We start from the raw sequence: 17,097 nt of genomic DNA on the forward strand, positions 1-17,097 counted from the left end.
TTGTAAAAACAGGAAAGCCACCCAACCTCTCGGTCGGACAGTCTTTCACAACAAAAATTAACAAAATTTAATAATTACTGAAAACTTTTATCTCCAGCATTAGAGTTATACACATAGTTAAATGTATAATATTGGGCTCCTGAGTTGACAGGATCTGCTGAATTGGAACTATCCATATCTTTATAATAACTTAGAATTTCCATTTTAGCATAGTGACCATCAACCGTTTTAACAATTATCACCTTTCCTGCCGTTGCACTGACCAAATGATTTGCTGGATTGTATGTATACCACGTTCCTTTTGGTAAGGCTAGTCCTTCCTCTGAATCTTGTACAAAATCAGTATCTGTGGGCGCTACCGTAATATCTGCGAAAACACCTTCTTCTATCGCTAACGCAGCATTACCAGTTCTTTCTGGTTCACCTGAAATTCCTGTTTTATCTCCTCCATTTACAAGAATTGTAGTTCCTCTAAAGGCAATATCCCAGTTATTCCCTGTTACTATTCCTCCTGTTTTGAAACTAAACTTCACAAATTCCCCCGACACTAAAGGTGGACTTACCGAATAATCGTTAGTTTCTTTTGCATGTAAATTTTCTACTTTTTTAGACACTACTGTTTCTAGTGTGCTTTCATCATTATCACTACATGAAACAGTTACAAAAGCTAACATAGTTATTGCTAAAATTGATTTTAAAATCCTCATTTTTTATTGATTTATATTAAAAATTAAATTGAATTCTTCCGTAATAAGTTCTCCCCAAGCGCAACACACTGTCGTTATTTGTAAAACTGTCTTTATTTTCTAATCCTCTTTCGTCAAAAAGATTGTCAACACCTATTTGAACATTCATTAATTTGAAAATAGTTTTATCTACAGCCATATTTACTTGAGTATTGGCTGAAACAAAATCATCAAAATCGTCTATAATTCCTTGGCTATCATTTGTATCAAACAAAGCATATTTACTTCGGTATATCACTCGAATATTTGCCGAAAAATTATATTGAAAATTCTCGTAGAACACCTTTAGATTTCCCATATGTTTTGATCTATTTGGTAATCCATAGTAGTTAAACAATGTCATTCTTTGAGCAGGTGAAGCAAGAGTTTTTCTAAAGAAAACAGTACCAGATTTAATTTTCTCTTCTTGATTTTTGTCTCCAGTATCTAAAAACTGATACCCCCCTAAAATTCTAAAGTTATTACTAAGCTTGTAGTTTACATCTACCTCAACACCTTGCGTGTATACCTCATCAATATTTCGATATGAAAATGTTCTTGTTCCCGATTGTAAGTTTAATTCAGAAGCTTTTAATTGTGTATCAAATGTATCTATCAAATCTTTAATATCATTTCTAAACAGATTGATATTCAGTTTCAAACTTGACATGGGTTGTGCCTGAAAACCAAAGTTATAACCAATAGAACTTTCTGGTTTTAATTCTTTTTCTATTGTTTGTACTGTTGACAAATCTCCATACAAATCATATAAAGTCTGTGTACCCAACACAATATATCCACTTGCTGTATTTTTAAAATTGAAGTATAATTGGCGGAAATCTGGAGCTTTGAATCCATAACCTACAGAAGCTTTAGCCATTAACCAATCATTTATCTGATAACTAGAAGATATTTTAGGAGTAAATGCTGATTTGTATTGATTGCTATCTTCAAACCTAGCTCCTATAATTACATTCAAATTGTTGATTGGATTAAAGTCAAACTGACCAAAAACATAAGGAGTGTTAAACTTTTTTACACCTTCAAACTCCGTTCTTTCTAAACTTTCTAAGTTAGCCCCCACTCCAAAAATTAAAGTACCTGTATTGAATGTGTTTTTGGATTTTATCTCTGGTCTTAACAGCGTTTGATCGTAATTCGTTTTTTCATTATTAAAAATACTTTCTGCGTTGTACTTAGTTACGTAAAAAGTATAATCTACATTCCATTCATTTGTTATTTCATGAGATAATTTTGTAGTAATATTCCAATCTTCTTGTTTATTTTCTTCGGAATTATTTCCTTGTATTTGAGAAAAGTAACGTTGAGAAATTGTTCCTTTTAACTTATCAGAAAAATCATACATGACTTTTAAATTTCCTGTAAAATTTTGGTGAGGTGCTGTTGTTCTTGAAACTGTTTCTGGCGATAAGTCAAACCCTTCACTAGAATTTAAGTTCACTCCAGCTACACCCCCTAACTTTTTCTTTTTCCAAACAACGTTTGTGTTTATATCCAGTTCGTTTTTTGCTCCACCTCTTGCAAAATAACTTAATGAACCTTTAAACTGCTCGTGCTTTGGTTTCTCAGTAATTATATTAATTACACCACCAATAGCTTCCGAGCCGTATAAAGAAGAGGAAGGTCCTTTTACAATTTCTATTTGTTTTATATTATTAACGGTTAATCTATTTAGATCAATATTTCCTGAAGTTCTTCCAACAATTGGTACACCATCTAGTAAGATTAAAGTATAATCGGCAGCAACACCCTGTAACTGCACTCCTTCAGAATTTCCAAAGTCTGAAACAATGGTAATTCCAGTTTGTTCTAATAGAATATCTCTCAACCTAATCGATCCCGATTTTTGTAATTGCTCTTTAGTTATTAGCGTAACTGGCATTGGAACTGAAGATAATTGGCGTGATGTTCTAGTGGCAGTCACAATCACTTCATCTAAATCATAGCTAGAAGTCACATTCTTCACAACACTAGTGTTTTCTTGAGAAAAACCAAAAAAACTTAGTAACATAAAACTTAGTAGTACTTCTTTATTTAGAAACATTCTTAATAATTTTCCTGCAAATATATTCTTTATTTTTAATCAATCTAAATAAAAGTTATATTTTTGTCGAAAAATAAATTCAAACAAAACTCATGATGAAAAAAATAATATTAGGTAGTTTATTAATACTATCTGCACTCACTATTAATGCTCAAAACAAGAAGAAAAAAGATAGAGAAGCTATAAAAAAAATGTGTGGTTGCTATGAAGTAACCTTCAACTTTGCTGAAACTTTTAACAATAGTAAAGATTCTCTTTACATGCCTTCAAAAACAAAAACAGATAAAGCTTTAGAATGGGCAGAGTTAATTGTTGACGAGAACAACAAAATTTCAATTCAACATTTATTACAAGTTGGAAGTCCATCAAATCCACATATAGTCAAGCATTGGAGACAAAATTGGCTATATGAAAACACTGATTTTTACATGTATAATGGCGATAACAATTGGCTATTCCAAACCAAGTCTAAATCAGAAGTTAAGAAACAATGGACTCAAAAAGTATATCAAGTAGATGACAGTCCAAGATATGAAGGTTCTGCTACTTGGGTTCATGTAGATGGTAAAAGCTACTGGGAAAATACTACTGATGCCCCATTACCAAGAAGAGAATACACTAAAAGAAGTGATTATAATGTAACTGAAAGAGGAAACCGTCATGAAATTACAAACTACGGTTGGTTACATGATCAAGATAACAAAAAAATTATTAGAGAAGCTAGTAAGAAAGATGTTGTTATTGCATACGAAAAAGGGTACAACACCTATGTAAAAGTAGCAGACAGCAAATGTAAAGCAGCACAAAATTGGTGGAAAAAGAATACAAATAAATGGCAGCTAGTTAGAAATAAGTGGTCTGAAGTTTATGGAAGAAATACCAACCTTTCTTTAAAACAAAAAGTAGATGATAAACCTTTATACAAACACTTATTTTCTGAAAAGACTTCAGAAAAAGCACAAATTGATGAAGCTATAGAATCTTTTGTAAAAAAGTAATCTAAAGATTAAAAAAGCTCTCAAATAGAAAAAAACTACAGTAACTATTGTTTTAAAAAAGGTAGAATTATTATGATTTGCGTTCTATCGGAATACTAAAGGATATTAATAGTGCATTAAAAAAATTAAATCAAAACTAGAAGATAAAAAACCACTTATTTACTAGAAAACATTCAAAATATTTAGATTACCCAATCATTAGGTTACTGGATGATTGGGTATACTTTTTTCTATATTCTATTACCTTTCACATAAAAAATAACGAATTCTAATTTATCTACTACGAATTCTAATTTACTCCCAATTTACCTATGCATCTGTGGTAATTTTGATCATATAAAAACAACAATTATGTGGTCAAATAACAATTATTCATCGGTATTAAAAATGTATTTAGGAAAATACACAAGCTTAAAATTACAAGTTAACACAGACGGATTAATCGCTTCTGTTGAAAAGCAAGAGAACGGTCAATGGGTTAGCGATAGAAACTTACCTAACATCTTAAATAAACTATCAACTGATTTTAATTTAGGTAAAGATGTAACCATCATCTTACAACAATAACATTATAACTATAACCTTAAAACAAAAACTATGAAACAAAACATTTTAAAAGTAGGTACAGTAATGGGATTACTACTACTTATCGGAGTATTTGCTAGCTGCAACGACACAAAAAAGAACGACAAAAACCAAGAATTGGGAAACATTGCTCAACTAGAAGAAACTACTAAAAAATCAGTAGTAGAACTAAGAAAACCAGTGGTTTTTATTACTGGGAATGACAAAGGAAGTAGTCATTTCTATGATAGCGCTCGAGTTTATTTTAAAGAAAGAAACTATGAAGTTATTAATGGTAAATATTCTTTAGAGGAAATTATTTCTTGGATGAACAAGAATGCTACCAAAAATCCTTATGGAGAAGTTCATATTGTAAACAACAACAACCCGTTTAAAGCAATGAACTTAGAAACAGTAGTAAATGGTGAAAAAGTGACTGTAGAGAGTTTGCAAAAAGCTATAAACGAAGACAGATTACCCTCTTTAAAAGATGAAGCGATAACAGACAGTACAAAAATTATTTTCCATACCAATCAGTTAGCAACAAACACTAATTTGATAAACACATTAAAGAGTGCCTTTATAACAGAAAATAAAATACCTCAGGTAGTTGCCTCTCCTTATTACAATATATTTGGAGGCGAGTTTTCAAACCATTATTTAGCACAACCTTACTATGTGTTTTATCCAACAGCAAACTCTCCTGGAAAAGTAGATTTATCAAAAGAAATTGCTAAAAAATATCCAGAAGAGAAAGAAATTGATTGGTACGATGCTTTGAATAATGAAAAAGAGCGTTATGTAGGTGAACCATACACTATTCAATATAGTATTCCTGTAAACCTAGAGTTAGACTATCATAATTCAGACAATGAAATTCCACATTTTGTAATGCAAGAAGAAATCATGGATTTTATTGCTAGTGAAGAAGCTTTAATGAAAGAAGTACAAAAAACAAACATTCCTGTAGAGAAATTTAGATGGACATACATTGTGAAAGACAGTCAATTAATTATCAAAGGAAAGTCATCAGCTTTATGTGTCTTAAAACCTTTAATTAAACCATATGGTGATTTAGAACATGTAAAACCAGACACCAATAACAAGCGTTTATATGCTATGAAATAACTGATAATTGTTGAACAAACGTCATTACGAACAAAGCAAAATCAAATTACTTATAAAAGTAACAACTCGACCCTCTTGCTTTCGTAATGACGTTTAATTTAAGTATGTTTGTTACAATGAAGTTTCTTAGCCATAAAATTAATAAAACAACCTCTAATACCAATTTTGTATTGAAAGCTCACAAGCTCTTGATACAAAATTTCATGTGTACATTCTTGTGTGTTTTTTTGATTGGTATAACAAACTCATTAGCTCAAAATTTTCATCTAAAAAACTTCTCCCAAAAAGATGGACTTCCTAGCTTACACATTCAAAACTGTACACAGGATAATACAGGCTATTTATGGATAGCTACAAACAAAGGATTGGTTCAGTATGATGGAAGTGATTTTACAATTTACACTACAAAAAACGGTTTGATTTCTAACAATGTAAATGTTATTTCTACAAAAAACAATACCGTTTTTATAGGAACCAACAAAGGACTCAGCATTAAAAGCTATACTGGATTTAAAAACTTCGAAAGCAGTAACGTAAACTGTATTTTAACAGTTAAAGACCACACCTTTTTAGGTACAAACAAAGGGATTGTTCGTGTTCGTGAAGGCTACCTTTCTCCCATTCGTACCAATTTCCAAATCGATTTAAATCAAGTAAATGACATACAATTTGACGGAAGCTTTTATTGGATCACTACCAACAAATCACTTTGGAAGCTCGATAAACTTATCAGTCCTACTGTTTTAAAAAGAATAGATCTTGACAATTACACCTCTATTCTTATCAACAACAAAACTGTGATTGCCACCACCTATGATAACGGCATTAAACTTATTACAGAAGGTGCAATAGAAACACTAACTACTACCGTACAAAATATTAAAGGAATAAAAAAAATCAATAATCAATTTTGGGTTATTTCAAAAGATGAAGGTATTGAAGTATTGGATGACAGTTTTAGTTTTGAAAGAACTATTAACAAATACAATTCATTAACTACAAACCAAATAACTTCTATTTTTCAAGATACTGATAAGAATACTTGGATTAGTACTGAAAATAATGGACTTTACCTTATAAAAAACGACAAACCAATACAAAGGAAACCTACTATTTCTTTTGAAAACATTTCCGTTGTTTATCAGACATTAGATAGTATCAACATTAACAATTATCCTAAAACTCTACAACTTCAACCTAATAAAAATCACATCTCTTTTTACTATAAAACAGTCGATATTAACAATCCTAACAAAATAGAATATCGCTATAAACTGAATAATCAAGCGAGTCCATGGACAACAAAAAATTCGGTTGACTTAGCCTATTTAACTCCCGGGAATTATACCTTTTCTGCCCAATCAAGAGTTGGTAAATCAGAAAGCACCCCTATTGAGTTTAACTTTTTTATCGATACCCCTCTTTATAAAAAGAAATGGTTTATATGGTCTAGTGTAGCTTTAACCTGTCTTATTTTAAGCTTATTTATTTGGCTATACATTAGAAGAATACAAACAAAGAACAAAGCCAAGGTAGCTAAACTACAATTAGAAAATCATTTGTTAGCGCTAGAACAAAAAGCACTTCAATTGCAAATGAACCCACATTTTATTTTTAATGTTTTGAACGGAATTAAAGCGTTAGGTAATTCTGGGAATTCTGTAGAATTAAATTCAACCATTAGTAAATTTGCAACACTCTTACGTGGTATTTTACACAATTCAAGACAAGAAGAAATAAGTTTAGCAGAGGAAATTAACACTCTTAAAAACTATATTGAGTTAGAACAGCAAATGAACTCAAATATATTTGAATACACAATATCAACCAATCTCACTATAGCTTCTGAAGAAATCTTAATTCCGCCAATGCTCATCCAACCTTTTGTTGAAAACAGTATTAAACATGGTATTTCTTCAGTAAAAAACGGAAAAATTGATATTAATTTCTCTATTAAAAATGATTTTTTACATTGTAAAATACTAGATAATGGTATTGGTATTCATCAATCAAAAAAATTAAAAAAAACAAGTACTCATCAATCTATTGCTCTGAGTGTTACGCAAGAAAGAATTCAAAATTTATCTAAAGAGAGTACTTTTTCTATTAGCGAAATATATAAAAACAATGAAGTAACAGGAACGAAAATTTTATTTAAAATTCCTTTAAAAACTGACTTTTAAACATGACAAAACTAACTGCAATTTTAGTAGACGATATGCCAACAGCCTTAGAAATGTTGCAAAATGACCTTACTCAATTTCATCCTGAAATTGAAATTATAGGTACTGCTAAAAGTGTAGTAGAGGCTTCTAAGGTTTTGCGAAAACAACAACCTGATATCTTATTTTTAGATATTATGCTGGGAGATGGTACTGGATTTGATGTGCTTGAAATTCACCCAAATTTATCTTCAAAAATTATTTTTGTTACTGCAAGCGACGAGTACGCTATCAAAGCTTTTAAATTTGCTGCAATTGACTATGTATTAAAACCTTATTCTAATGAAGATTTAGCCAATGCTATTCATAAAGCAAAAAGCCAAATTCGCCCCGATAAAGAACAGCTAACTGTACTACAACAATCCATTACCCAACCTAATCAAAGACCTAAAAAAATATCATTAAATACCTCTGATAAGATAATGGTTGTGAATTTAGATGATATTATTCGTTGTCAATCCGATAATAATTATACTGAGTTTTTTATGAGCGATGGACAAAAAATATTAGTAGGTAAAACCTTAAAATATTTTACCGATATACTAAAAGAATATGATTTTTTAAGAGTACACCAAAGTCATCTTGTTAATATTCAATTTATTAAAGAATTCATAAAATCTGATGGTGGATATTTGGTATTAAAAAATAAAACTACCATTCCTGTCTCTGTAAGAAAAAAAAATGAAGTCGTTGACATTTTAGCTAAAATGTAATCACCGTTTTTTTCCTCTTTTTACCCGTATTTTAACATTTTTGTTAAATTTTTATTAAATTTTTATTTACCTTAGTGTTTATAAATTATAAAGCATGGTCGTACTTAAGCCAGAAAAAGGTAGATTATTAATTGCTGACCCAGCAATTTTGAATGATTGTTCTTTTAAAAGAACCATTGTTTTGCTTACTGAACATACTTCAAAAAGTTCGGTGGGTTTTATTTTAAATAGACCTTTAAATTACGTACTTAAAGATTTAGTTCCCGAAATAGATTGTGAATTTACTGTTTACCAAGGAGGACCTGTTGAACAAGATAATTTGTACTTTATTCATAAAGTACCTCACCTACTTCCTAACAGTATAGAAGTAGCTAAAGACCTCTATTGGGGTGGTGATTTTGAGCTTTTAAAAGATCTTCTAAATGATAAGCGATTAAAATCAACAGACATTCGTTTCTTTTTAGGGTATTCTGGTTGGGCAGCTGACCAATTAAATGAAGAGCTCCTTATAAACTCTTGGTTTATTGCCGAGAATGATTACGATAATATTTTAACCGCTAACGACCAAAACTTTTGGAAAGACAAACTACTTCAAAAGGGAGGAAAATATAAAATCTGGGCTAATGCCCCTAGTGATATTCAAATGAATTAACCTGTTACTATAGCTAGCTGTAAACTGCTTTTTATCTTATCTGTAATCTCTGTTACAAACTCTTTTTTGCGATAATTAGTTACAGATTGAACTCCTATAATTGCATTAGTGATAAAAACTTCATCAGCTTTTTGAATTTCGAAAGGAGAAATAGTCGTTTCTTCAATAGTATACTTTGGATGCTTCTCTATAATTTCAATAACTTTTTTTCTAATAATTCCTTTAATACATCCTTCAGTTAAAGCAGGTGTTTTAACCACATTTCCTTTAATGATGAAAAGATTCCCATTGATTGCTTCTACCACTCCTTTTCGCTCATTTAACAAAATGCAATTATCCAAATCATTTTCTTCTGCAAAAACTGCGGCTAATGTATTTAACATTCTATTAGTTGTTTTTACTGTTGACAACAAACCAGAATAATTATAAAAATCTTTATATATATCAATCTTGTATACTTCTTTCTTAATTACTTCAAGTGGAGCTCCTTCAATAATGTAATCTACCTCATTAGTAACAGGTGTATACAAACCACCATCTTTTCTATAAACAGTTAATCGTACTCTATATATTGATGAGCTTGGTAATTCTCTTGTAAGTTTTAAGATTTCTTCTTGTAAAAATTCAAGAGTAAATTTCATAGGAATTTTCATACGAAGCATACGCATCGAAGCCATTAATCTAAAATAATGATCTTCAATAAAAACAACTTTACCATTTGTAACTTTAATAGTTTCAAAAATAGCATCACCATATTTAAATGCTCTATTTTTTGTTGAAAGTTGTACTTCGTTATCAGAAATTAAAGTTCCATTAAAATTTACCATTTCTTTAAAAATTTGAAATGCAAACTTACAATTTAGGGAAGTATTAGCCACAAAAAAACTCGACAATTTGCCGAGTTTTTCTTTTTAAATACATATATAAAATGTCTTAAGCTCCTATATTATGTTTTAATTCCTCTATTTGATTTTCCCAAAGCATTTTTGCTTCTTCTACATCATCTTCATCATCGGCAAAATCAGTTATTATCACTGCTACATCCTTTGTTAAAGGATCTACCTGAATTTTAAACTCAAAATAACTTTCATCATCCTCACTTTCTGTCCATTTAAACTTAATACGTTCATCTGTTTTCTTAGTAATTATCTTCGCTTCTTCTTCAGAATCTTCCCAAAAAAAAGTGATGATTTTACCTCTTGAATTTACTTTATCTGCAAACCATTCTTCTAAACCTGCAGGCGTTGCAAAATATTGATATAACATGCTCGGAGAAGCATGGATAGGAAACTCTAGTTCAAATTTAACTTTACTCATCTATTTTTTTGTTTGAGTGACAATATATATAATTATTTTTTAAAAAAAAATTTTAATGTTTTGTTGTCTAAAACTAAAAAGTATTTATATTTGCACCCGCAATCAGGCGAGGTAGCTCAGTTGGTTAGAGCGCAGGATTCATAACCCTGAGGTCACGGGTTCAAATCCCGTCTTCGCTACAAAACCCAAATCTTAAGATTTGGGTTTTTTTATGTTTATATTTGAGCATACATTTTATAATGAGGACCTACTTTTTTCACTTCAAACTCCTCACCTATAACCTGAAAACCGAGCCCTTCATAAAATTTTGCAGCTTCTTTTCGTGCATTGCACCATAGAATAGTTATTCCCTTTTGCTGTAAAATTTCTTTTGCTTTTTCTATTAGTTTGCTTCCATATCCTTTTCCTCTAACTTCTGGTAAAGTTGCCATTCCTCTTAATTGATATTGACTTCCTTCAATATCATTTATATTGTTTTTTATAAAAGTTGCAATACCTACTAATTTCTCTTTATAAAAAGCTCCTAAATGAAAGGTATCCATATCTTTATCTTCCAAAAACTTATAAGGTAAATCAATATTATTTCGTAAAACCGTTAATCGTATATTATAGGTTTCTTGAGCAGATATATTTTTTATTTTTATCATATTAATTTCTTTAATTCAAAAATACAGAATGAATATTCATTTTAAACCCATACATAAAAAAAACATACTAAGCATTCTTCCTCTTTTACAAAAAATCAACACAACTACTCCTCTTGATATCTTAAAAATAAGAGTTTTAGAAATGATTGATTGTTCAAACTACGAATGTGTTGGAGTATACGATGAAAATAAGTTGATTGGTATTTCTGGTCTTTGGTATAGTGTTAGGCATTATGTTGGTAAAAGTGTAGAACCAGATCATGTAATTATTGACGAAACTTATAGAGGCAATAATATTGGCAAACAGTTTTTTAACTGGATTTATGAATACACAAAATCAAAAGGCTACGAGGCCATTGAATTAAACACCTATACTGGCAACAGAAAGTCTCATAAATTTTATTATAATGAAGGCTTTGAAATCTATGGTTTTCACTTTGTGAAAATTCTAAGAGATGATAATACCTTTTACTAGAAAATATAAAATACTGTCCCTTAAAAAAAAGTAACGCAAAACCTTACTTATATTACGGTTTATTTTCTTTTAACTCATTTTAAATAACTTAAGTTTAAAAAACTTAAATTATTTTACCATGTTAAAAAACATTTCAAACTTAGGAACCACTCTAAACAAAACTGAACAACAATTTATTAATGGAGGAAAAAAACAATGCCTTCTTCCTGACAATACTTGTTCTGAAATTTGGATTGGGTGTGGAGAACCGCAGTGTCAACCACAACCTTTTTAAAATACTAAGCAGGGTTTCCTGCTTTTTTATTCCCCTTTAATGCATTAACCATTCAATCTACACTTTTATTAGGGCGACAAAAATCACAATTAAAAAAGTTTGTTTTTACGGTTAAACCTTACTTTTTTTACGTTTTTTTTATTCTAGTATTCATTAAATTCTAGGTATCTTTGTAGTGCTTAAGAGACGTCTTAAGTTCTTTTTCATAGCAATTTTCCCACTCAATCTTTTTGAGTGGGTTCTTTTTTTATCACTCATACTATCTTTTTATTTATAAATTAATTTCATGTGTTTAATAACACCCACATTAATGGATTATTCTTCCTACAGTTTTGCTCTATTTTTTTTACTAATTTTGAGTCATGTATGAAAAATTTCAAATCACATTATTTTGGTTGTTCGCTTTCTTCATTATAAGAGCAGGAGGAAATTTCATTGTTAATAAACTTCATCAATCTCATAAAAAGAGTAAAACAAAACTTGCTGATAAAGAAGAATTATTCAACGTATTCAAACTCTTTTTTAACTATTTCTCATACTTCTGCATCCTGTTTATAATGCTTTTATGGCTAAATTTTATTTAACTACTGTTTTTTTAACCTTGTCACTATTTTTTTTAATGTTTTTGTATTATCTCCTAGTTGTTTTTATCTTTGATAGAAAAAAAAATGGATTTTCAAAAAGAATATGATCGTATCGCAGATCAAATAGGCAGAAAAAACATTCTATTAAGTTTTTTATACAACAATGAAAATAAGACAATAGAATATCCTAATGCCAAGATAGAATACTTACCAACAGGAGAAATATACCTTGGTGATATATTTGATGATAAACTAGCCAATGCTTTGTACGCTATCAAACAATTAAAAAGAGATTTAAAATAATTTTTCATTGTTACTACTGTTTGTTTATATTTGATTCATGGATAATATTCTTGAGCTCATTTATAACATTTTAGATTTCTTTTTTTCACCTCCTGATTCTTTTCCTAAAAAGAAGAAACGTAAAAAATAACTACAGTTTAACCTTACTCCTTTTTTGCTATTTTTACTTCATGTTTGTAATATTAGTATTCGGAATTTTCTTTATAATTGATGTAATATCAAAAGCTAATCACTTTTCTATTAATTATGTTGTAAACAAACTTGGTAAACAACAAGAAAGACTTTTAAGGATACTTATTGGAATTACTCTTATTATAACATCTATCTACCTCTAAATTCTACAGTTTAAAAGCACAACATATAGTCCATATTCTATTTATAACTCTTGAGTTTTGAGTTTAAATTCGATTTTATTTTAAAAGATGATTCGTTTAAAAATTGAACATAAAAAAAAGACTATCTTTTCAGATAGTCTCTTTCGTATAATTATGTTTAGTTATAAACTAACCACAACTTTAGTCTAAAATCTCTACATTAAAAGCGTTTAAGCCTTTTTTACCTTGTTCGGTATCGTAACGTACTTTGTCATTCTCTCTAACATCGTCAATCAATCCTGAGTTATGTACAAAAATATCTTCTCCTGATTCTGATGATGTAATAAACCCAAATCCTTTTGAGTTGTTAAAAAATTTTACTGTGCCTTCTTGCATCTTGCTTAAGTTTTAAATTATTATGTAATGTTTTGTAAAAGAAGAACCTTTATATAACCTCCTATAATGTAATTACATAATTACAAAGGCTATCATGCTTATAAACACTTAAAAAATAAAGGAATAATGAGATAAAAAAAGACAAGAAGAGAATAAACTCAAAAAACTAATTACTATATACTACTTTGAAATAATTAAGATGTTCTACTTGAACGACACAAAGATACTCTTTTTTAATTGATTATTGGGAAATTAGCTTCTTTTTAATTTTAAACACCATAATTTCATACGCTACACGTATAATAAAAACCAATTTTAATACTCTTTTTTACTATACAAGATTATATTTTACATTCACATTTATAAAACTACCCTTGCAACTTATAAAATCTTTATAAACCTATGTTATTCACTTTCTGAAAGCTACCTATTAAAGATATCGTTTTTGTTATTTTTTTCAAAAAAATATTTGCAGATATTAGAAACAGTCTTATATTTGCAACCGCTTTACTGCGGGAGTAGCTCAGTTGGTAGAGCGTCAGCCTTCCAAGCTGAATGTCGCCAGTTCGAACCTGGTCTCCCGCTCAAATTTTTACATAGTTGTAAGAAATTACAAAAGTCTTTACCGCGGGAGTAGCTCAGTTGGTAGAGCGTCAGCCTTCCAAGCTGAATGTCGCCAGTTCGAACCTGGTCTCCCGCTCAAATTTTTACATAGTTGTAAGAAATTACAAAAGTCTTTACCGCGGGAGTAGCTCAGTTGGTAGAGCGTCAGCCTTCCAAGCTGAATGTCGCCAGTTCGAACCTGGTCTCCCGCTCAAAAAAAACCGAAACATTAGTTTCGGTTTTTTTTATTTATTTAGTTTTAATTTATCTCCAAAGAAAAATAACCCCAGAATAATTAGCGCCATAATACCAACCATTATTGTATGATTTGTTATTACACTTGGTCGTAACACTAATGTTATCAAATATCCACCAATAGCACCTCCTAAATGAGCTGAATGACCGATATTACCTACTTGGTTTTTCATTCCATAAATTGAATACAACAAATACCCTATACCAAAAACATACCCTGGAATTGGAATTGGTATCGGCAACATAATCAACTCCATACTTGGGTACAACATTATTGAAGAGAAAATAACTCCCGAAACTGCACCTGATGCTCCCACAGCACTATAATACAATTCTCTTTTATGCTGATACAACGAATACATACTCCCAGCAATTAAACTGGCAAAGTATATTAACACAAAATTGATTGTTCCAAAACTAGAATCTACCACTTTTCCAAATAAATACAATGCATACATATTAAACCCTAAATGCAACCAATCTACATGTAAAAAACCAGATGTAAGCATTCGTTCTTTTTCTCCTCCTAAAATTCTTTGTATTTGAAATTTATAGCGATCAAAAAAAAGAGAACTACTAAAACCTTTAGCAGATACTAATACATTAGCTACAATTAATCCAATAATAATTTGACTCATAATTTATTTATATACCCACAAACATAAACAAAAGTTAATAAAGTAAATGATTGATAATTTAATGCGATATTTGCCCCAAAATATAACTTAATGAAACTACTCATATTTATTATTGTCTATCCACTAATATGGATATTATCAATTTTACCCATGAGATTATTATATATAATTTCTGATTTTTTTCGTCTTGTTGTTTTCAATTTTATAGGATATCGCAAAAAGGTTGTTATTCAAAATTTAAAAATGGCTTTTCCTGACAAAAATGACAAGGAAATAAAAAGCATTGCAAAAAAATTCTACAAACATTTTATCGATTTAATTTTTGAAAGTATTAAATCTTTTACCATATCAAAAAAGCAAATTGAGAAAAGATATGTGTACAAGAATATAGAGGTAATAAACAATCTAGCTGCCCAAGGTAGAAGTATTATTTTATCGGGTTCTCATCAAGCGAATTGGGAACTGTCTTTCGGTCTTCCTCTTAAAGCTAATCTTAGCTGTTATGGAGCCTACACAAGAATTCAAAATCCTTATTTTGAAAAAGTCATCAAATCATCTAGAACAAAATTTGGCTACGATGGTGTACCCACTGGACTTTTCAATAAAAAACTAGAAGAACGAGTAAAAAACAATATTCAAAGTTTATATGTTTTACTAAGCGACCAATCTCCCCAAGTACATAAAACTAGGTATTGGGCTACTTTTTTAAACAACTGGGTTCCTGTACACACCGGGATGGAAATTTTAGCTAAAAAATACAATTTTGCTATTGTTAATATGAATGTTACTAAAGTAAAAAGAGGATATTATGAAGCTAATTTTGAACTCATAACTGAAACTCCAAAAGAGTTTGAAAACTTTGAAATTACTGATAAATACTTAAAAATTACTGAAGCCCACATTAAAACTCAACCAGAGTTTTATTTATGGACACATAAACGTTTTAAGCATAAAGACAAATACGAACAATGGCTAGAAAACAGAAAAGCTTCTCAATAAACTGAGAAGCTTTTTTTTATTCAATCCTAATTTTAAAAGGTAAATTTAAAACACAAAAAAACCTTCTCAAATTGAGAAGGTTTTGGGTGAAAGACCGGGTTCGAACCGGCGACCTCCGGAACCACAATCCGGCGCTCTAACCAACTGAGCTACAATCACCATGTAACTTGCGGGTGCAAATATACAAGCTTTTCATATTTTGACAAAATTTTTTTTTAAATTAATTTACTTAAATTTTCAACAGCAACGTAACGTTCTGAATTAAAACCTTCTGCAAAATCAACTCCAATCAATCTTCCTAGATCTCTTGCTCTGTATTCTATACTATCTGTAAAGTTTCTGCTTGTAATCGGGGTTTCTGGCTCCTCACTTTTTGGATCATAAAACTGTGATGAGTACGCCATGACTGAAGCTACTTTTTTATCTATAAAACCAGTTACATCTACCACAAAGTCAGGTTCTATATTTTTCCATTGAATGTAATGATATACTTGCTTCGGCCTCCATTTTTCTTGTTGAACTCCATCCAATTCTGTTTCTATCTTTAACAGCCCACTTAAAAAACAAGCATCAGACACTAATTGACTTCCTTTAGGATGGTCTATATGACGATCATCAATAGCATTGCACAACACTATTTCTGGTTGATACTTGCGTATCATTTTGATAATTTCTAACTGATGTTCTTTATCATTCCTAAAAAAGCCATCTGCAAATCCTAAGTTTTCTCGTACTGAAACTCCTAAAATGTCGGCTGCTATTGATGCTTCTTTATCTCGTAACTCTGCAGAACCTCGTGTTCCTAACTCACCTCGAGTTAAATCGACTATTCCTACTTTTTTCCCTAAAGAAATTTCTTTGGCTATGGTGGCTGCACATCCTAATTCAACATCATCAGGATGCGCACCAAAAGCTAATATATCTAGTTTCATTATTTCAATTTTAAAATTGATATTACTACAAAAACAACCATTTGAAAAGCAAACATCAACATTTCATCTTTCGTTACTCTTCTTTCTTGAAAAAAATCATACCTACTCCCTTTGCACGGCATTACAAATTCTTTTCTATTAAAATACAAGCTATACACTCTTAATAACTGGTATAATAAAAGATAAAACCATGTCATACTCATTTGTGATATGGCTATTCCTCTTTTCATTTGCACAAATGAAAAGTTCCTTATTTTAAAATATAAATATAAATGAATTAATGAAATAAAAAG

19 protein-coding genes and 5 tRNA genes are annotated in these 17,097 nt (G+C 30.1%); 14 read left to right on the top strand and 10 right to left on the bottom strand.

Going from position 1 to position 17,097, the window contains the following annotated elements:
• Positions 1–74: 74 nt before the first annotated feature.
• Both DFQ07_RS01240 and DFQ07_RS01245 read right to left on the bottom strand, forming a co-directional pair.
• Positions 75–707, bottom strand: a complete 633-nt coding sequence (locus DFQ07_RS01240; RefSeq protein WP_133534470.1) for an HmuY family protein — start codon at positions 705–707, stop codon at positions 75–77.
• 16 nt (positions 708–723) lie between these two features.
• Positions 724–2,790 carry a TonB-dependent receptor plug domain-containing protein gene (locus DFQ07_RS01245; RefSeq protein WP_133534471.1) on the bottom strand — a complete coding sequence of 689 codons (2,067 nt, stop codon included), beginning with the start codon at positions 2,788–2,790 and terminating at the stop codon, positions 724–726.
• 95 nt (positions 2,791–2,885) lie between these two features.
• Here DFQ07_RS01245 and DFQ07_RS01250 point away from each other — a divergent pair, with 95 nt between their 5' ends.
• From DFQ07_RS01250 to DFQ07_RS01275, 6 genes are all read left to right on the top strand, one after another.
• A complete protein-coding gene (locus tag DFQ07_RS01250) occupies positions 2,886–3,788 on the top strand; it encodes a DUF6607 family protein (protein WP_166627693.1) in 903 nt (300 codons plus the stop codon).
• Positions 3,789–4,139: 351 nt separating this feature from the next.
• Positions 4,140–4,355, top strand: coding sequence for a hypothetical protein (locus DFQ07_RS01255; protein ID WP_133534473.1), 216 nt, complete (start codon positions 4,140–4,142; stop codon positions 4,353–4,355).
• A 30-nt stretch (positions 4,356–4,385) separates the two neighbouring features.
• Positions 4,386–5,480 carry a hypothetical protein gene (locus tag DFQ07_RS01260; RefSeq protein WP_133534474.1) on the top strand — a complete coding sequence of 365 codons (1,095 nt, stop codon included), beginning with the start codon at positions 4,386–4,388 and terminating at the stop codon, positions 5,478–5,480.
• 203 nt (positions 5,481–5,683) lie between these two features.
• Positions 5,684–7,663, top strand: a complete 1,980-nt coding sequence (locus tag DFQ07_RS01265) for a sensor histidine kinase (protein WP_166627694.1) — start codon at positions 5,684–5,686, stop codon at positions 7,661–7,663.
• A gap of 2 nt (positions 7,664–7,665) precedes the next feature.
• Positions 7,666–8,415, top strand: a complete 750-nt coding sequence (locus tag DFQ07_RS01270) for a LytR/AlgR family response regulator transcription factor (protein WP_133534476.1) — start codon at positions 7,666–7,668, stop codon at positions 8,413–8,415.
• Positions 8,416–8,509: 94 nt separating this feature from the next.
• Positions 8,510–9,067, top strand: coding sequence for a YqgE/AlgH family protein (locus tag DFQ07_RS01275; protein ID WP_133534477.1), 558 nt, complete (start codon positions 8,510–8,512; stop codon positions 9,065–9,067).
• Here the strand turns inward: DFQ07_RS01275 and DFQ07_RS01280 are convergent.
• Both DFQ07_RS01280 and DFQ07_RS01285 read right to left on the bottom strand, forming a co-directional pair.
• A complete protein-coding gene (locus tag DFQ07_RS01280) occupies positions 9,064–9,894 on the bottom strand; it encodes an aminotransferase class IV (RefSeq protein WP_133534478.1) in 831 nt (276 codons plus the stop codon). The two genes, DFQ07_RS01275 and DFQ07_RS01280, sit on opposite strands and share 4 nt — an antisense overlap.
• A gap of 106 nt (positions 9,895–10,000) precedes the next feature.
• Positions 10,001–10,384 carry an START-like domain-containing protein gene (locus tag DFQ07_RS01285; protein WP_133534479.1) on the bottom strand — a complete coding sequence of 128 codons (384 nt, stop codon included), beginning with the start codon at positions 10,382–10,384 and terminating at the stop codon, positions 10,001–10,003.
• A gap of 105 nt (positions 10,385–10,489) precedes the next feature.
• On the opposite strand from DFQ07_RS01285, the gene DFQ07_RS01290 reads away from it, so the two are divergent.
• A tRNA-Met gene (locus tag DFQ07_RS01290) sits at positions 10,490–10,563 on the top strand.
• A gap of 36 nt (positions 10,564–10,599) precedes the next feature.
• Here the strand turns inward: DFQ07_RS01290 and DFQ07_RS01295 are convergent.
• Positions 10,600–11,031, bottom strand: a complete 432-nt coding sequence (locus DFQ07_RS01295) for a GNAT family N-acetyltransferase (RefSeq protein ID WP_133534480.1) — start codon at positions 11,029–11,031, stop codon at positions 10,600–10,602.
• Between the two features lie 28 nt (positions 11,032–11,059).
• On the opposite strand from DFQ07_RS01295, the gene DFQ07_RS01300 reads away from it, so the two are divergent.
• The 3 genes from DFQ07_RS01300 to DFQ07_RS01305 all read left to right on the top strand — a co-directional run bounded on the left by DFQ07_RS01300 (position 11,060) and on the right by DFQ07_RS01305 (position 12,667).
• Positions 11,060–11,506, top strand: a complete 447-nt coding sequence (locus tag DFQ07_RS01300) for a GNAT family N-acetyltransferase (RefSeq protein WP_133534481.1) — start codon at positions 11,060–11,062, stop codon at positions 11,504–11,506.
• Between the two features lie 118 nt (positions 11,507–11,624).
• On the top strand, positions 11,625–11,780 hold the full coding sequence (locus DFQ07_RS15455) for a hypothetical protein (protein WP_166627695.1): 156 nt from the start codon (positions 11,625–11,627) through the stop codon (positions 11,778–11,780).
• Between the two features lie 668 nt (positions 11,781–12,448).
• Positions 12,449–12,667: a hypothetical protein gene (locus DFQ07_RS01305; RefSeq protein ID WP_133534482.1), complete on the top strand. Its 219-nt coding sequence runs from the start codon at positions 12,449–12,451 to the stop codon at positions 12,665–12,667.
• A gap of 515 nt (positions 12,668–13,182) precedes the next feature.
• Here the strand turns inward: DFQ07_RS01305 and DFQ07_RS01310 are convergent.
• Positions 13,183–13,377 carry a cold-shock protein gene (locus tag DFQ07_RS01310; protein ID WP_133534483.1) on the bottom strand — a complete coding sequence of 65 codons (195 nt, stop codon included), beginning with the start codon at positions 13,375–13,377 and terminating at the stop codon, positions 13,183–13,185.
• A 512-nt stretch (positions 13,378–13,889) separates the two neighbouring features.
• Between DFQ07_RS01310 and DFQ07_RS01315 the strand changes: the two genes are divergently transcribed.
• The 3 genes from DFQ07_RS01315 to DFQ07_RS01325 all read left to right on the top strand — a co-directional run bounded on the left by DFQ07_RS01315 (position 13,890) and on the right by DFQ07_RS01325 (position 14,192).
• Positions 13,890–13,962: transfer RNA gene (locus DFQ07_RS01315), tRNA-Gly, on the top strand.
• A 42-nt stretch (positions 13,963–14,004) separates the two neighbouring features.
• Positions 14,005–14,077: transfer RNA gene (locus tag DFQ07_RS01320), tRNA-Gly, on the top strand.
• A gap of 42 nt (positions 14,078–14,119) precedes the next feature.
• Positions 14,120–14,192 (top strand) — tRNA-Gly (locus DFQ07_RS01325).
• A 33-nt stretch (positions 14,193–14,225) separates the two neighbouring features.
• On the opposite strand, the gene DFQ07_RS01330 is transcribed toward DFQ07_RS01325, so the two are convergent.
• Positions 14,226–14,873, bottom strand: coding sequence for a rhomboid family intramembrane serine protease (locus tag DFQ07_RS01330; protein WP_133534484.1), 648 nt, complete (start codon positions 14,871–14,873; stop codon positions 14,226–14,228).
• A 66-nt stretch (positions 14,874–14,939) separates the two neighbouring features.
• Here DFQ07_RS01330 and DFQ07_RS01335 point away from each other — a divergent pair, with 66 nt between their 5' ends.
• Positions 14,940–15,872: a lysophospholipid acyltransferase family protein gene (locus DFQ07_RS01335; RefSeq protein WP_262708947.1), complete on the top strand. Its 933-nt coding sequence runs from the start codon at positions 14,940–14,942 to the stop codon at positions 15,870–15,872.
• 84 nt (positions 15,873–15,956) lie between these two features.
• On the opposite strand, the gene DFQ07_RS01340 is transcribed toward DFQ07_RS01335, so the two are convergent.
• The 3 genes from DFQ07_RS01340 to DFQ07_RS01350 all read right to left on the bottom strand — a co-directional run bounded on the left by DFQ07_RS01340 (position 15,957) and on the right by DFQ07_RS01350 (position 17,034).
• Positions 15,957–16,032: transfer RNA gene (locus tag DFQ07_RS01340), tRNA-His, on the bottom strand.
• 55 nt (positions 16,033–16,087) lie between these two features.
• Entirely contained in the window at positions 16,088–16,804 is a 717-nt protein-coding gene (gene bshB1, locus DFQ07_RS01345) for a bacillithiol biosynthesis deacetylase BshB1 (protein WP_133534486.1), read from the bottom strand.
• Positions 16,804–17,034 (bottom strand): hypothetical protein, encoded by a 231-nt coding sequence (locus DFQ07_RS01350; protein WP_133534487.1) that lies wholly within the window; start codon positions 17,032–17,034, stop codon positions 16,804–16,806. Before DFQ07_RS01350 ends, bshB1 begins: the two co-directional genes overlap by 1 nt.
• Between the last annotated feature and the right edge of the window lie 63 nt (positions 17,035–17,097).

The organism is Tenacibaculum caenipelagi (genome assembly GCF_004363005.1).
In the GTDB taxonomy this organism is placed as follows: domain Bacteria; phylum Bacteroidota; class Bacteroidia; order Flavobacteriales; family Flavobacteriaceae; genus Polaribacter; species Polaribacter caenipelagi.

What these genes read in the sequence shown, in the direction of transcription:
- DFQ07_RS01240 (WP_133534470.1), bottom strand. Translation starts at nt 707, where the DNA reads ATGAGGATTTTAAAATCAATTTTAGCAATAACTATGTTAGCTTTTGTA.
- DFQ07_RS01245 (WP_133534471.1), bottom strand. Translation starts at nt 2,790, where the DNA reads ATGTTTCTAAATAAAGAAGTACTACTAAGTTTTATGTTACTAAGTTTT.
- DFQ07_RS01250 (WP_166627693.1), top strand. Translation starts at nt 2,886, where the DNA reads ATGAAAAAAATAATATTAGGTAGTTTATTAATACTATCTGCACTCACT.
- DFQ07_RS01255 (WP_133534473.1), top strand. Translation starts at nt 4,140, where the DNA reads ATGTGGTCAAATAACAATTATTCATCGGTATTAAAAATGTATTTAGGA.
- DFQ07_RS01260 (WP_133534474.1), top strand. Translation starts at nt 4,386, where the DNA reads ATGAAACAAAACATTTTAAAAGTAGGTACAGTAATGGGATTACTACTA.
- DFQ07_RS01265 (WP_166627694.1), top strand. Translation starts at nt 5,684, where the DNA reads ATGTGTACATTCTTGTGTGTTTTTTTGATTGGTATAACAAACTCATTA.
- DFQ07_RS01270 (WP_133534476.1), top strand. Translation starts at nt 7,666, where the DNA reads ATGACAAAACTAACTGCAATTTTAGTAGACGATATGCCAACAGCCTTA.
- DFQ07_RS01275 (WP_133534477.1), top strand. Translation starts at nt 8,510, where the DNA reads ATGGTCGTACTTAAGCCAGAAAAAGGTAGATTATTAATTGCTGACCCA.
- DFQ07_RS01280 (WP_133534478.1), bottom strand. Translation starts at nt 9,894, where the DNA reads ATGGTAAATTTTAATGGAACTTTAATTTCTGATAACGAAGTACAACTT.
- DFQ07_RS01285 (WP_133534479.1), bottom strand. Translation starts at nt 10,384, where the DNA reads ATGAGTAAAGTTAAATTTGAACTAGAGTTTCCTATCCATGCTTCTCCG.
- DFQ07_RS01295 (WP_133534480.1), bottom strand. Translation starts at nt 11,031, where the DNA reads ATGATAAAAATAAAAAATATATCTGCTCAAGAAACCTATAATATACGA.
- DFQ07_RS01300 (WP_133534481.1), top strand. Translation starts at nt 11,060, where the DNA reads ATGAATATTCATTTTAAACCCATACATAAAAAAAACATACTAAGCATT.
- DFQ07_RS15455 (WP_166627695.1), top strand. Translation starts at nt 11,625, where the DNA reads ATGTTAAAAAACATTTCAAACTTAGGAACCACTCTAAACAAAACTGAA.
- DFQ07_RS01305 (WP_133534482.1), top strand. Translation starts at nt 12,449, where the DNA reads ATGGATTTTCAAAAAGAATATGATCGTATCGCAGATCAAATAGGCAGA.
- DFQ07_RS01310 (WP_133534483.1), bottom strand. Translation starts at nt 13,377, where the DNA reads ATGCAAGAAGGCACAGTAAAATTTTTTAACAACTCAAAAGGATTTGGG.
- DFQ07_RS01330 (WP_133534484.1), bottom strand. Translation starts at nt 14,873, where the DNA reads ATGAGTCAAATTATTATTGGATTAATTGTAGCTAATGTATTAGTATCT.
- bshB1 (WP_133534486.1), bottom strand. Translation starts at nt 16,804, where the DNA reads ATGAAACTAGATATATTAGCTTTTGGTGCGCATCCTGATGATGTTGAA.
- DFQ07_RS01350 (WP_133534487.1), bottom strand. Translation starts at nt 17,034, where the DNA reads ATGAAAAGAGGAATAGCCATATCACAAATGAGTATGACATGGTTTTAT.